Raw genomic sequence first — 14,114 nt, forward strand, 5'->3', positions numbered from 1 at the left:
CGGCTGACGGGGGCGTCCGTCAGCCAGGGGCGTGGCTGACGTGGGCGTCCGTCCGTCAGTAGTCGTTGCGACGCCGTAGCCCGAAGGGTCGGCCGTCCGGGTCGACGAGCCGTCGATGCAGCGGGGCGTAGAGCGTCATGGCCGTACGCGAAAGGCGCGGCCGGTGGTACGTGCGCAGCCGGCCGGGGGGCCTGGGGCCGCGGCGGCCGTTGTCGTGCCAGGCGTCCAGGGCGGCGGCGCCTGCCGCGAAGGCCTCGAAGGCCTTCAGGGGGTCGCAGAGCGGGTCGGATGCGGGCGGGGTCGAGGGAGGCGTCAGGTCCAGGTGCTCGCGCGAGAGTTCCAGGCGCAGGTCCCTGGCGAAGCGGCGGGCGCCGTCCCCGAGGCCGCCGGGGTCGCGGGGCTCGCGTGGGTCCGTGGACTCGTCCAGGACGGCGCAGGTGAGTTCGGAGTCGTGGGTCCAGGAGCGGAGGTTGATGTTGTCCGATCCGACCGATGCCCACACGTCGTCGATCACGCACACCTTGGCGTGCACGTACACCGGCGTCCCGGCGTGGTTCTCCAGCCCGTACACCGCCACGCGCCCGCCTCCGGCGCGGCGCAGTCTGTCCAGGGCCGTGATCCGGCCGATCAGGTTCATGGGCAGGGTGAGCCGGCCGTCCTGTTCGGGGACGGACGGGATGACCGCGATCAGGCGCAGGCCGGGGTGGGCGGACAGTGCCTCGGCGAAGGACTCGATCACGTGCGGGGACCACAGGTACTGGTCCTCCAGATAGATCAGGGCCCGCGCCCGCCGCAGCGCCTTGCGGTAGCCGCGCGCGATGCTCCGCTCCCCGTCGGGGGCGAAGTCGTAGCCGCGCAGGAGACGGTTGGGGTAGGTGCGCAGGACCTGGAGGGTGTGGGTGCCGCAGGGCGCGGGGTCGGGTGCCTGGGGTGGGAGCCGGTCGGCATGGGTGTCCTCGCCGTGGGCCAGCTCCCGCAGCCGGACGAACGGGCTGCGGGTGAGGGGCGCGGGGTCGTTCCAGCGCTCGCGGAACCCGGCCTCGATGTCGCCGACGGCCGGTCCGCGGATCGCGAGCTGGATGTCGTGCCACGGTGGGTGCGGTCCGTAGGCGGCGGCGATGGGCAGTGACTGCGAGTCGCCGCGGTGGGTGGCGTCGTCATGGCGGTTGTGGCACAGGTCGATCCCGCCGACGAAGGCGACGTCGAGCTCGGGGCGGTCGGGGTGGCGGAGTACGACGAGTTTCTGGTGGTGCGAGCCGCCGGGCCGTACCCGCATGTCGAGCAGACATTCCCCGCCACCCGCTTCGACCGCCTCGCCGAGATGGCGGTTCTCGGCCTCGCTGAACTGGAAACGGTCCAGGTGGGAGCGCCAGAGCAGCCCCTTGACGATCACCCGGCGCGCGGCCGCCTCGCCCAGGACGCGGCCGATCTCGGTGCCGGGGCCGTCGAGGCGTTCGTCGGGGTCGCCGCGCCAGTCGGTGAACAGGAGCAGGTCTCCCGCGCGCTGCGCCCGGATCGCGCCGAGGAGTGCCGGGAAGTACGTCGAGCCATGGATGAGGGGCCGCACCAGGTTCCCGTGCGACCAGGCGGTTCGATCCGGCCGGCGGCCGTCCAGCCGGGTGGCGCCGTTGCCGCGTTCGGCCGGGGTCAGCAGCCAGTCGGTGAGTTCCACGACTCCTCCAAACAACAGTCACGGGTAACCAGTCGGCGCCGCTTCACGCCGGCCGGGCCGCACGGCCGGGATCGCCGGCGCGTTATTCGGTTGCCTGTGGGCGAGCCTGCTGGATGCAATGTCCGGCATGATCACCCAGCTGCCCCGGCCCATCCAGATCGGCGCTCTCGTTCCGCTGACTCGCCCGGGCTGGGTCCAGGCGGGCCAACACCTGCTCGCCGGACTCGAACTGGCCGTCGGCGAGGTCAATGACGCGGGCGGGATCGGCGGACGACCGCTGGAGCTGGTGGTCCGGGACACCGCCGCCGACCCGCGGAAGGCCACGGCGGCCGTGGACGAGTTGGCCCGGGCGGGCGTGGCCGCCTTGGCCGGTGAGTACCACAGCGTCGTCGCTCGGGCCGCCGCCACCAGGGCGGACGCGCTCGGTCTGCCGTATCTCTGCTCGTCGGCGGTGCTCGACACCCTCACCCCGGAGCAGCGGACGGACTGGGTGGCGCGGCTCTCCCCGCCGCAGTCCCGCGGCTGGCGGATCTACGCGGACTTCCTCCTCGCGGCGGGCCACAGCCGCATCGCCGTGGCGACCCAGCCGAGCGTCTACTGGGCCGCCGGGATCGGCATCCTGCGGGACCACCTCGCTCGACGCGGCGGCACCGTCCTCGAACTCGACACGCGGACGCTCTCCCCCACGGCCCTGTGCGACGAACTCGTCGACAACCGTGCCACAGCCCTCCTGCTCCTGGTCGGCCACCCGGAACCGGCCGTGCCGATCGTCAAGTCCGTCCGCAGCGACCCGCGCCTCGCCGAGCTCCTGCTGGGTGCCCCGGCCGGGCAACCGGAGTTCGCGGAATGGGCGACCTTGCTGGGCGACGACGGCACCGGGATCCCGTTCCTGCGCTATCTGCCCGAGCGCCTCAGCCCGCTCGGTGCCCGCGTCGAGGCAGCCCTGCGCCAACGGCTCGCGGAAGCACCGTCCTTCGTCGCCTACGAGGGCTACGACACGATCGTCGTCCTCGCCGACGTGCTGCGCTCCCACGGCACGGACCGGGCACGTATCGCCGAGTCCTGGCCGCAGATCGCCGTCGAAGGCACCCGCGGGCCAATCCGCTTCTCGCGCACGCCGGGGATCAGCGTGTGGCAGTGGGTTCGGCCGCCGGTCCAGGTCGTCGACCGGGATCCGGCGGAACCCGGACGCTTTCGCATCCTGCACACCAGACCGATCGCGCTGTAACTTCCGCCGTCAGTATTACCTTCGCCCTTACTCATTGCAACGCGGCATTGCATTCACTTGCACCGTCATTGCATCAATTTCCACCCATCTACCTGCGGCTACTCCTATCCATCGATTGACGCAATCCTGAACGCAACGTAGCTTTCGGGAAGCGTCAAACACGTCATATCGTGAGACGAAGACGAGGATGAGGAACAGCCATGGGTGAATCCGTCCACACCGTCACGACCATGCCCGCGACACGTCAGCCCGGCTGCCCCTTCGACCCGCCGGCGGAGCTGCTCGACGCCCGTCGGCACGGCCCCATCAGCCGCTACACCCACCCCGGTGGCAAGCCCGGCTGGCTGATCACCGGATACGACCTCGTCAGGTCGGTCCTCGCGGACCCGCGGTTCAGCTCACGCAAGGAGCTCATGAACGTCGTCGACTTCGAGCTTCCGCCGGCGCCGCCCGGCGAGTTCCTGCTGATGGACGACCCACAGCACCGGCGCTATCGGAGGCCGCTGATGGGCAGGTTCACGGTACGGCGCATGCGAATGCTCAGCGAGCGCATCGAGCAGATCACCGCCGACTGTCTGGACGCCATGGAGGAGACCGGCCCGCCGACGGACCTGGTGACCGCGTTCGCGAAGCCCATCCCCACCATCGTGATCTGCGAGATCCTCGGCGTGCCGTACGAGGACCGCGGCTCCTTCCAGGAACAGATCGACACGTTCATGGGCGGGGAGACGAGCGACGAGGAGCTGATAGCGGCCTACACCGCGACCCAGGAGTACCTCGCGGAACTGGTGGCCGCCAAGCGCGCGAAGCCCACCGACGACGTGCTCAGCGAACTCACCGACAGCGATCTCACCGACGAGGAGCTGAGGGGGATCAGCCTGGTCCTGCTGGCGGCCGGGTTCGACACCACCGCGAACATGCTGTCCCTCGGCACCTTCGCGCTGCTGCAGCACCCGGAGCAACTCGCCGCGCTGCGTGCCGATCCCGCACTCACCGACGGGGCCGTGGAGGAGTTGCTGCGGTACCTGAGCGTCGCCAAGACGTTCATGCGGACGGCGCTGGAGGACGTCGAGGTGGGCGGCCAGACGATCAAGGCCGGCACGACGGTCGTCCTGTCGTACCACACCGCCAACCGCGACCCCGAACGCTTCGCCGACCCCCATGTCCTCGACCTCCGCAGGCAGCACGACGGGCACCTGGCCTTCAGCCACGGCATCCACCAGTGCCTGGGTCAGCAACTGGCCCGGGTCGAGATGCGCGTCGCGTTCCGCGCGCTGGTCGACCGCTTCCCCACGCTGCGGCTGGCCGTACCGGCCGAAGAGGTCGGGCTGCGCCCGGAGACCGCGGACATCTACGGCGTGAAGAGCCTTCCCGTCACGTGGGACAAGGGGCGGTCATGACGCCGCTGCGGCTGCGTGTCGACCGTGAGCGTTGCATCGGCGCCGGAATGTGCGCGCTGACCGCCCCCGAGGTCTTCGACCAGGACCTCGAGGACGGCCACGTACTCCTGCTGCACACCGAACCGCCCCGCGCCCAAACGACGGCCGCACGGATGGCCGCCGGGGCCTGCCCGTCCGGGGCGATCACCCTGCACGAGCCGGACCCGGACGCCGGCAGCTCCTAGCTCCCCGGGACGTCCTTCACGAACACGATGCCGTCACAGGCCGTCAAGCGGGCCGGGTCCAGCGGGGAGTAGCCGAACCAGGGCGACACGCGCGGCGCGGGCGGCGTGCCGCCGAGGGCGCGGGTCAGCCGCGTGACGTCGACGACGCAGCGGTCCTCCGGGTGCGCGTACAGGAGTCCTTCGAGCGTGTCCGGCGGCGGGGTGTCCACTCCCGAACTACGAGGAGGCCGGCATCCTTCCGGCCGCCGATGGCACGCACCACGGCTACCGCACCTACACCTCGCTGCACGGCGCGGCCCTGTCCGCGTTCCTCGCCCTGCTGCCCGGCCACGGCCACCGGACGGCGACGTCGATCATGCGGGCGGTGAACCAGGGCGCGCCCGACGAGGCGTTCCGTCTCATCGACGAGAGCCACGCCCAACTCCTCGACGACCGACGCCCTCTCCAAGCCGTGGAGAGGGCCCTGGGCGACCTGGAACCCATCGCGCCGCCGCCCGAACCCCGTCCCAGGTCCGAACCCGGCGGCACGTTCATCGGTCCGTTGGCACAGCGGCTCGGAATCCGGCCCGCGACGCTGCGCAAGTGGGAGCACGCCGGGCTGGTGCACCCGCGCCGCGACCCACGGACCGGGTACCGGGTACCGCGTACCGGGTGTACGACGAGGACGCCGTACGGGACGCCCGGCTGGTCCACCAACTCAGGCGGGGCGGCTACCTCCTGGAGCAGATCTCCCCGCTGATCGCCCAAGTACGGGCGGCCGACGGCCTGGAGCCCCTGGAGACCGCGCTGCGGGACTGGCACGGCCGTCTGTCCGCCCGGGGACGGGCCATGCTGACCGGGGCCGCGGAGTTGGAGGCGTACCTTCGCGAGCGCGTCAGGAGTGACGAGCGTGAGGCGCTTGGAGGCGACCGGTGAATGCGACGCAGCAGCCGAGGCTGATCTTGTTGTGCGGGCTCCCGGGTTCCGGGAAGACCACCCTGGCCCGACGTCTGGCCGAGGCCGTGCCCGCGGTACGTCTGTGTCCGGACGAGTGGATGGCGGATCTCGGTGTCGACCTGTTCGACGAGGGCACGCGGGACCGCCTTGAGCGGCGGTTCTGGCTGCACGCCCAGGAACTTTTGAGGCTCGGACAGCCCGTGATCCTGGAGTTCGGCTTCTGGGCACGTTCCGAGCGGGACGAGAAGCGTCTCGGGGCACGCGCCCTCGGCGTTCCCGTGGAACTGCACTACCTCTCGGCGCCGGTCGACGAACTGTGCCGCCGTCTCGAAGCCCGGAGCGCGACGGGTGGAAGCGGGACGGCCCCGGTCACCCGCGAGATGCTCAAGGAGTACGCGCAGCTCTTCGAAGCCCCCACCGATGACGAACTCGGCCTCTACGACGCACCGCCGCCTCCCGGTCGACGGAAGTGACCGGACGGAACACGACACGAGTGTGACGCAGGCCATCGGAAAAGGGTGACAGGGTGTTGTCGCGGGCGCCTGTGAGCATCGGCGGCATGACGATCACTGACGAGGACTGCCTCGCCGAAACCCTGGCGTTCAACGAGCAGTTCGCGGCCGCGGCCGCAGGCCGACCGGTCCGTGAAGGGCCGCCCGACGCCGCCCTGCTGGCATCCCTGCGGCGCAACCGGCTCGGCGGCGACACCCCACCGGAACTGCTGCCGCAGGGCCAGGACCGCGTGATCGAGGGCGGGGTGAAGGTGCGGGTCTTCGTACCGGACCAAGTCGACGGCGTGTACCTGCACTTCCACGGAGGCGGCTGGGCGTTCGGCTCCGCCGACGGGCAGGACGCGAGGCTGTGGCTGCTCGCCGAGCGGACACGGCTGGCCGTGGTAAGCGTCGCCTACCGTCTCGCGCCCGAACACCCCTTCCCCGCCGGGCCCGACGACTGTGAGGCGGCAGCCCGCTGGCTGGTGCGGCACGCCGCTGACGAGTTCGGCAGCGACCGGCTGCTGATCGGCGGGGAGTCGGCCGGCGCCCACCTCGCCGTCCTGACCCTGCTGCGCCTGCGTGACCGGCACGGCATCACCGGCGCGTTCCGGGCGGCCAACCTGCTCTTCGGCCCCTACGACCTGTCCATGACGCCGAGTCAGCGATCCTTCGGCTCCAGGCGGCTGCTGAGCGACACCGACTCGCTGCGGCGTACGTACGAGCTGTTCACACCGGGTATGGGGGCCGAGCAGCGCCGTGCGCCCGAGGTCTCGCCCCTGTTCGCCGACCTCGCCGGCCTGCCACCGGCCCGGATGGTCGTCGGGGCCGAGGATCCGCTGCTGGACGACTCGCTGTTCCTGGCCGCACGGTGGCAGGCGGCCGGCGCGCCGGTACGACTCGGTGTGGTCGCCGGCGCCATGCACGGCTTCACTCTCTTCCCGCTGACCGTCACCGAGCGGGAACTGCGCCGCGAGCAGGACTTTTTGTCCACCACGGGACGGTAGCGTCACCGGCATGAACCGCACTGCCCGGCTCTACGCACTGGTGGAGGAACTGCGCGCGGCGGCGCCTCGGCCGCTGACGGTCGCGGCGCTGGCCGCGCGCTTCGAGGTGAGTACGCGTACCGTGCAGCGCGACCTCCAGACGCTGATGGAGACCGGCGTCCCGGTCCGCACCACGCCCGGACGCGGCGGGGGCTGGTCGATCGACCCGGAGATGACCCTGCCCCCGATCCACCTCACCGCCGAGGAGGCCTCGGCGCTGGCCGTCGCCCTCGCGGCGGCCGACGCTTCCATCCCGTACGCCGGCGCGGCCCGTACGGCGGCCCAGAAGGTCACGGCCGCGATGACCGGGGCCGCCTCGGCGGCGGTACGGCAACTGGCCGCGCGGATCGTCTCCCTGCCCTCGCCGGCCGACTCCGGTGTGCGCGCCGCGGTGGAACAAGCCCTCACCACTCACACGGTCCTGCGGCTGTCCTACACCGATGCGGCGGGACGCCCGAGCGACCGCGCGGTGGAACCGGCCGGACTGCTCACCGCCGACGGCCGTTGGTACCTCATCGCCTGGTGCCGTACCCGGCAGGCCGGCCGGGGCTTCCGACTGGACCGCATCACGGCAGCGACTCCGACGGCCGAGCCTGCCGAGCCCCACGACCTGACCGACCTGCTCCGCGGTTCTGCCGCGGCCGAGGCAGTGCGGCCCACCACGTTGGCCGCACTCACACCCCGGCCCCGAGGGCCCAGGGCTCCGGTCAGCCCTGCTTGACGGCGGCCAGTGCGGCGGGCGCGAGTTCACCCTGCAAGGACTCGACGACCCGAACAGACTCCGCGTCAGCCTCCCCCTGCGCGTCCGACTCCCCCTGCGCGTCCGACTTCGCCTCCGCGTCCGACTCCGCCTCCGCGTCCTTCTTCGCCTCCGCGTCCTTCTTCGCCTCCGCGACGACCATCGCGGCCATCGGACCGGCGCCCAGCGCACCCCCGGCCAGGAAACCCACGCCCATGGCGACGACCATGATCACGTTGCCGACCCACACCATGGTGTCCACCGGCAGCGTGTACGCCCCCACGACCCGCACCACGCACTCCGTGAGCAGTACGACACCCCACACCAGCGAGAACAGCCGCTCGGCCCGCCGAAACCGCGCCGAACCGGCCTGCAGTCGCGCCCAGGCGGCCTCCCGGCCCGGGTCCCCCTTCACCACCCACGGCTTCATACCGGCCGTCATCATCGGCTTGCCGAGCACCACGGAAGCGATGATCCCGATCCCGATCGTGCTGCTGACCGCGCTGTCCTTGGCGATCATCAGACGCGGGTCGCCCGCCACGAAACTGAGCAGCAGGGACACGACGTTCACGACGAGGATCAGGGCGGCCAGCCCGTTGACCTCGCGTGCCTTCAGCACACCCCACCCGGTCCGCACGGCCGGGACGACGCTGCTCAGGGCGAGCGCCATCAGCGTGCTCGTCCCGAAGCCGTTCTTCAGGACGTAGTACGCCCCGAGAGGCACCGCGACATCGATGAGCAGCGGCGCGAAGTTCCGCAGTCCCTTCCGGCGGCCCGCGGCGCTCGCCCTGGTGGTCCCTGTGGTCCGCGTGGTCCCCGTGATCCCCGTTTTCGTCGTCATGCACCCAGCTTCGCGGCCACCGCCGGGTCACCGGTAGAAACGATCGTCCGGCCCTCGGCATGACAAATGTCAGCACCGCGCCACCACTTCGGTACCTGGCCGCCCCGCCGCTCAGGCGCCCGGTGTCTCCGGGGTCTCCGGTGGCTCGGCGGGGCTCGCGGCGGGTGGGTGGAAGAGGACGGCTCGGGCGACGGGCGGGGCGAACAGGGCGGTGACGGGTGCGGAGAGGGTCAGTACGGAGCGGAAGGCGCGCCCTACGACCGGGTCGCCGGGCGCACAGTCCTGCACGCGCTGGAGATACCAGTCGGCGGCGCGGTCCGCGGGCCCGCCGGCCACCGCGTTGCCGACCGCGCCCGGCATCTTGCGGTCCGCCCCGGCGGAGATGTCCCACGCCTGCCGGGACGCGGCGAGAACTGCCCGCTGCACGCGCCGCGTCGTGGGGGTCCGGCGCTGATCGGCCAGCGCGTCGCGCAGCGCGACCGCGCTCATCGCGGCGACGGCCATACCCTGGCCGTAGATCGGGTTGAAGGTGCACAGGGCGTCGCCGGTGGCGAGGAATCCGGCCGGGGAGCTCCCGGACAGGTCGTAGCGGCGGCGGACGTTGGCGGTACGCCGGTAGCCGAACGCCGGTGAGAGCGGCTCGGCTTCCTCCAGCCACCGGTGCAGGAGCGGGTGCGGCAGCCTCTTGGTGTACGTCACGAACTCGTCGTCGTCCGTGGGCGGTTCGTCGCCGCGCAGGCCGGAGACGATGACGAGATGGCTGCCGTCCTCCAGCGGCAGCGCGCCGCCGGCGTGGACCTGGTCGGGGCTCGGGTAGACGTAGTAGCCGGCGGTGTCGCCGCCGAGGACGCCGTCGCGGCCGCGGTAGACGCGTGAGGCGTAGGCGAGGCCCGTGTCGATGGTCTCCTCGTGCGGAACCCCGGCTCCGAGCGACCGGAGCCACCGCGGCGCCTTGGTGCCGCTGCCGGAGGCGTCGACGACCAGGTCGGCCTCCAGTTCCCGCTGTTCCCCGCGGGCGTCGCCGGAGCGGTCCCGCAGGACGACGCCCCGCACGCGTGCGGCGTCACCGAGGAGCCCCACGACCTCGGTCCCCTGCACCGTACTGATCACCGGGTTGGCCAGGACCCGGCGCCGTACCAGCTCCTCCAACTGCGCGCGGGAGCCGGTGTAGATGTGGGTCGTCGCGGGCAGCCTGCGGAACCAGCGGCCGTTCTGCCACAGCACCAGGCCCGTCGGCAGGCCCACATGCGGAGCTCCCGCCGCCCGCAGCTCCGCCAGGAAGCCCGGCAGCAGCGATTCCATGGCCTTCTGCCCGCCCTCCAGCAGGACATGTGGATGCCGGCCCTGCGGTACGCCGGGCCGCGGCCCCGCCCCGTCCGGGAACCGGTCGCGTTCCACGACGGTCACCCGGTCGGCGTGCCCGGCCAGCGCGTGCGCGGCGAGCATCCCCGCCAGGCTCCCGCCCACCACGACCGCGTGCCGCCCGCCCCCGCGTCCCACGCCCCAACCACCCGTTTTTCCGGCAGAGTTCACCGAGCCGCTCCCCTGTTTCGCCACGTCGCGAGAAGCCACCAGTATTCCGGACCGCGGCACGGGTTGACCGTGTTACAGCCGTTTTGCGCCAGCCCCTGTCAGCGCGGGTCCACGTCGGCCAGCAGCATGTGGTGGTCCGAGGACGCGCTGGGTCGCACGCGGTGCTCGAGCGGGGCGAAGCCGCGCAGGAAGACGTAGTCGAACTTGGTGTGCCAGTCGGTGGTCGTCTCGCAGTCGCCGGCCTGCGAGGGGCGGCACCGGGGGTCGACGTCCGTGGCCAGCGCCCACATCTTGGACAGCTCGGGGGCGTCCGGTACGGCGTTGAAGTCGCCGAGCACGATCGCGCGGTCGTGCCGGGCTACCTCGGCGGCGAGTACGCCGACCTGGCCGGCGCGGAACGCCTCTTGCCGTCGATGGGCGAGGTGTGTGTTGAAGACCCGGACGGACCGGCCGCCGACCGTGGTGGTGACGGCCATGTACCCGCGGTCCTCGGATCCGCCCTCGGGGTACTCCACGTTGACCCGGTCCTTCATCGGTGCCGCCGAGAGGATCGCCTGGCCGAAGCCCCCCGGGTTCCACGGCGCTCCCCCGCAACGGCCCCAACTCTGCAGAACCGACCCGTACTTGACGTGGTAGACCAGCCCGTGAAGGTTCTCCAGATAGTCCCGGATCATCTCGACGTCACGCACGCACGCTTCCTGCATGCCGATGACCTGCGGCGCGTAGGCGGCGATCTCCGCCGCCCGGTCGACGTTGCTCACCTCGCAGGGGTTGCAGATGTTCCACGTCATGACCCGGTTCGGTACGACGTCACGGGCGGCCTCGACGGGCTGCGATCCGGCGGAGGAGGCACCCAGGGGTGTGCTGGGGCCGACGAGCAGCATGCAGGCCGCGATCACGGCACCCACGAGCAACCACGCGCCCCGTCCGAGCACCATCGCCTCCTCGATGCGGGCGCTGTCCCGCCCCCCACCCTGAAGTGACGATAACCCACCCGCCCCGCCCGGCCGCGGGAGTTCGGACCTCGATCGGGCCTCGGCCGGACCTCCGGGGCGGGTAAGGGGGAACGGGCATCACTGCGGCCAGGGCCTGACGTGTGCGCTGGCCGCGCCGACCGCCGCTCGCGCCGCGCGTTCGACCAGCGAGATGCCGGCTTCCATCGACCTGTTGCCGCCGCTGAGGACGGATACCAGATAGCGGTGCCCGTGCACGGTGACCTGACCGACGCTGTTGATGATCCACAGGCCGGTCGTGCTCCGCTGCAGCCAGCCGTTCTTGAGAGCCCAGCGGGAGCCACGGGATCCGGCGGCGGACACTCCCCAGTCCTGGTCGTCGGTGATCGAGCCCATCAGGTGCCCGATGTAGGCACGGGACGCCTGGTCGAGCCCCCTGGGCGGGCGAACGGAGGCCACCGGCCCCCGCGCGAAGACGGCGCGCAGCAGCTTGACCTGGTCCGTGGCCGTGGTCCGGGTGAGACCCCATCCGATGCCGGAGCCGCCCCTTGTCGACGAAAGGCCCAGCCGTTCGTTCGCCGCGCCCAGGCCCTCCGCCTTGCCGATCGCGCGCCACAGGACGTCCGTCGCGTAATTGTCGCTCGTCCGGATCATCGCCTCGGCGTACTCGCGTTCGTCGACCGTCAGCTCCCGGCCCTCGTCCTGCGCCTGGAGCAGCAGCGTCGCGAGGATGCCCACCTTGATGATGCTCGCCGTCTCGAACGTCGCGCCCGTCCCGTACGACGCGATCTCCTGGTCGGCGCTGTCGAGGTCGAGCACCGCCACCGCCAGCCGCGTGTCACCGCGCGGCAGGACCGGCCTGAGCGCCCGCGAGAGAGTCGCTCCCCGCTTCTCGCGCGGCGGCGCCGCGAGCCCGGGGGCCGGGGCACCCGCCCGTGGCGGAGGTGCCGGCGTCTTGTGGGCCGTACCGACGGCGGAACAGCCGGCGAGTGCCACCACGACCGCGGTGGCGGCACAGGAGGCGGCGCGGCCCCTCAGCGAGGGTGCGCGCAGGCCGCGCGCCGTGTGTGTCCGGTTCTGTCCGTCGAACATGGCGGGGCGGCCTCGATGTTCCTGTGGAGAGGTCGGCAGGCAATCAGAAAATATGGCATCTCGGACGCGATGGTGATGATTGCCACCGGGACAGGCGTGTCGTGACCGGGCTGATCGGTTTTCGGCCTTACCTGTGCGGGAGCGTCCGGAGGCGTCCGAACGCGGCCGACGGGCGTTGAGCGGTCCGTCAATTCTCCTGGAGGACGGAGAGGACGTTCCCGGCGGGGTCGGTGAACCACGCGATGGCCGCGGGGCCGCCGTTGCCGACCCGGACGATGCCCTTCTCGTCGTGGTCGAATCCGGAGTAGCGCTCCAGGGCCACGCCGCGTCGCTCCAGTTCGCCGACTGCGGTCTCGATGTCGTCCACGGGGAAGTTGAGGATCGTGAACGTCGCCGGGGTGTGGTTCTCCTTGGGGTAGACGAAGACCAGTGCGCCGCTGCCGAGCTTGAGGGTCAGCATCCGCATGTCACCCTGCCCGGACTCCTCCACGTCGAGGCCGAGGGTCTCACCGTAGAAGCGGCGGGCGACGTCGAGGTCGTCGACCGAGAAGCCGCTGAACGCCTGCGAGTGTCCGAGCATGCCGTGTGTCTCCTTCGCGCGGGGTGGGCCGTCCTGGCCGTACTGGCGTCTCAGGGCACACCACGCGCGCCGGGGGCCGGATGCGCGCCGCGCGGATGGCGTCCGGATGGTCGTGCGTCCTTCACCCTCACGAAGCGCCCGCCCCGACTCCGGAAAGCACCGGCACCGGCACCCACACCGGCACCGGCCCGACATGCGCGGCGGTCCGGTTCGGTGGAGTCTGGGGATCATGGAGCGTAAGCGCGGGCGGCGGGCCGACGCGGCGTCCGACGTGGAGACCGTGCTCGACGACCTCTACACCACGCCGCCGCCCGGCTTCGTGGCCCGTCGCGAGGAGCTCGCCGTCGCGGCCCGGACGGCCGGCCGGGCGGAGGACTCCCGGCGGATCCGCGCCGCCCGCCGCCCCACGCTCGCGGCCTGGGCAGCGAACCTGCTGCTGCGCTCCCAGCCGGAGGAGAGCCGACGGTTCCTGGAGTTGGGGCAGGCGCTGCGCGACGCCTATCGCACACTGGACGCCGACGGGATCAAGGAGCTGTCCGAGCAGCGCCGCAGTGTCGTCTCCGCGCTGTCCCGGCAGGCCGCCGAACTGGCCCGCGCGGCCGGGCACCGTCTGTCGGACGCGGCGCGGCAGGACGTCGAATCCACCCTGCGGGCCGTGCTCACCGACGAGGACGCGGCCGACCAGTGGGCCACGGGCCGATTGGAGGGCGCCCTCACCCCGCCCTCCGACTTCCCCTCCCCCACCGGCACGACCACGGCGCCCGGTACCCCACGCAAGTCTCCCAAGCGCACGGCGGCACCGTCACGGTCGGCGTCGGCCACGCGGGCGAAGGACGACCTGGCCGACCGACGGCGGCGCAAGCGGCAGGAGGAACTCGCCCGGGCCCGCAAGGCTGCCGCGGACGCCGAGCGGCGTCTGCGCGATCGGCGAGCGGAGCAGGCGGACGCCGACGCCTCGTCGCGGCAGGCACGCGACCGGCACGACCAGGCCCGTGAGAAGACCGCGGCTGCCGAGCGACAACTGCGGCAGGCGCGCGAGGAGCTTGAGCGTGCCGCCCGGGGGCAGCAGAAGGCCGAGGACCGTCTTCAGGCCGCCGCTGACGCCCTGGCCCGGGCAGAGCAGGCGGCGCGAGAGGCGGCCGCAGAGGTTGAACGGCTCGCTACATCAGACGGATAGGACAGGACAGGACAGGCCGGGGACGGATGGTCCGGCCCACTGCGGCCCAGCCCAGCGCAGGCCAGCGCAGGCCAGCGCAGGCCACCGAGGGAAAACCCCGTGGAGTCGATGATCGTCGCCGTGCTAGCGTCCGCACGCCGGCCGCGGGACTTCGGTGCGACTTCCGGAACCTGCCTCTGAAGCAATGATTCGCAGCTCGTGC

13 protein-coding genes and 2 pseudogenes are annotated in these 14,114 nt (G+C 71.9%); 8 read left to right on the forward strand and 7 right to left on the reverse strand.

Annotated elements, in window-relative coordinates; genetic code table 11:
* Positions 1-55: 55 nt before the first annotated feature.
* The gene (locus AQJ67_RS19775; protein ID WP_062720315.1) at positions 56-1,672 is read right to left on the reverse strand and encodes a phospholipase D family protein; all 1,617 of its coding nucleotides are present in this window, start codon (positions 1,670-1,672) and stop codon (positions 56-58) included.
* Positions 1,673-1,799: 127 nt separating this feature from the next.
* On the opposite strand from AQJ67_RS19775, the gene AQJ67_RS19780 reads away from it, so the two are divergent.
* From AQJ67_RS19780 to AQJ67_RS19790, 3 genes are all read left to right on the forward strand, one after another.
* Positions 1,800-2,900 carry an ABC transporter substrate-binding protein gene (locus AQJ67_RS19780; protein WP_244190525.1) on the forward strand — a complete coding sequence of 367 codons (1,101 nt, stop codon included), beginning with the start codon at positions 1,800-1,802 and terminating at the stop codon, positions 2,898-2,900.
* A 200-nt stretch (positions 2,901-3,100) separates the two neighbouring features.
* Positions 3,101-4,300 (forward strand): cytochrome P450, encoded by a 1,200-nt coding sequence (locus tag AQJ67_RS19785; RefSeq protein ID WP_062720317.1) that lies wholly within the window; start codon positions 3,101-3,103, stop codon positions 4,298-4,300.
* A complete protein-coding gene (locus tag AQJ67_RS19790; RefSeq protein WP_208615006.1) occupies positions 4,297-4,524 on the forward strand; it encodes a ferredoxin in 228 nt (75 codons plus the stop codon). Before AQJ67_RS19785 ends, AQJ67_RS19790 begins: the two co-directional genes overlap by 4 nt.
* Here the strand turns inward: AQJ67_RS19790 and AQJ67_RS19795 are convergent.
* Positions 4,521-4,745, reverse strand: a pseudogene (locus AQJ67_RS19795) (erythromycin esterase family protein); the annotation flags it as partial. The gene AQJ67_RS19790 and the pseudogene AQJ67_RS19795 sit on opposite strands and share 4 nt — an antisense overlap.
* An 11-nt stretch (positions 4,746-4,756) precedes the next feature.
* Between AQJ67_RS19795 and AQJ67_RS19800 the strand changes: the two are divergent.
* The 4 genes and pseudogenes from AQJ67_RS19800 (at position 4,757) to AQJ67_RS19815 (ending at position 7,718) form a co-directional block, all read left to right on the forward strand.
* Positions 4,757-5,439: pseudogene (locus tag AQJ67_RS19800) on the forward strand (TioE family transcriptional regulator).
* Complete coding sequence (locus AQJ67_RS19805; protein WP_062720319.1) at positions 5,436-5,933, forward strand: P-loop nucleotide/nucleoside kinase family protein; 498 nt, start codon at positions 5,436-5,438, stop codon at positions 5,931-5,933. The pseudogene AQJ67_RS19800 and the gene AQJ67_RS19805 overlap by 4 nt, the downstream one beginning before the upstream one ends.
* A gap of 86 nt (positions 5,934-6,019) precedes the next feature.
* Positions 6,020-6,958 (forward strand): alpha/beta hydrolase, encoded by a 939-nt coding sequence (locus AQJ67_RS19810; RefSeq protein WP_062720563.1) that lies wholly within the window; start codon positions 6,020-6,022, stop codon positions 6,956-6,958.
* A gap of 10 nt (positions 6,959-6,968) precedes the next feature.
* Complete coding sequence (locus AQJ67_RS19815; protein WP_062720320.1) at positions 6,969-7,718, forward strand: helix-turn-helix transcriptional regulator; 750 nt, start codon at positions 6,969-6,971, stop codon at positions 7,716-7,718.
* Here AQJ67_RS19815 and AQJ67_RS19820 read toward each other — a convergent pair.
* From AQJ67_RS19820 to AQJ67_RS19840, 5 genes are all read right to left on the reverse strand, one after another.
* Positions 7,705-8,577 (reverse strand): VC0807 family protein, encoded by an 873-nt coding sequence (locus AQJ67_RS19820; RefSeq protein WP_244190526.1) that lies wholly within the window; start codon positions 8,575-8,577, stop codon positions 7,705-7,707. The genes AQJ67_RS19815 and AQJ67_RS19820 overlap by 14 nt on opposite strands.
* Positions 8,578-8,688: 111 nt before the next feature.
* Positions 8,689-10,077: an FAD-dependent oxidoreductase gene (locus tag AQJ67_RS19825; RefSeq protein WP_425264168.1), complete on the reverse strand. Its 1,389-nt coding sequence runs from the start codon at positions 10,075-10,077 to the stop codon at positions 8,689-8,691.
* Between the two features lie 131 nt (positions 10,078-10,208).
* A complete protein-coding gene (locus AQJ67_RS19830) occupies positions 10,209-11,048 on the reverse strand; it encodes an endonuclease/exonuclease/phosphatase family protein (protein ID WP_062720321.1) in 840 nt (279 codons plus the stop codon).
* A gap of 135 nt (positions 11,049-11,183) precedes the next feature.
* Positions 11,184-12,155 carry a serine hydrolase gene (locus AQJ67_RS19835; RefSeq protein WP_079056052.1) on the reverse strand — a complete coding sequence of 324 codons (972 nt, stop codon included), beginning with the start codon at positions 12,153-12,155 and terminating at the stop codon, positions 11,184-11,186.
* A gap of 187 nt (positions 12,156-12,342) precedes the next feature.
* Positions 12,343-12,735, reverse strand: coding sequence for a VOC family protein (locus AQJ67_RS19840; protein WP_062720322.1), 393 nt, complete (start codon positions 12,733-12,735; stop codon positions 12,343-12,345).
* A 229-nt stretch (positions 12,736-12,964) separates the two neighbouring features.
* On the opposite strand from AQJ67_RS19840, the gene AQJ67_RS19845 reads away from it, so the two are divergent.
* Entirely contained in the window at positions 12,965-13,912 is a 948-nt protein-coding gene (locus AQJ67_RS19845; protein WP_062720323.1) for a hypothetical protein, read from the forward strand.
* Positions 13,913-14,114: the final 202 nt, after the last annotated feature.

Origin of the sequence: Streptomyces caeruleatus (assembly GCF_001514235.1) — a bacterium.
Taxonomy (GTDB): Bacteria; Actinomycetota; Actinomycetes; order Streptomycetales; family Streptomycetaceae; genus Streptomyces; species Streptomyces caeruleatus.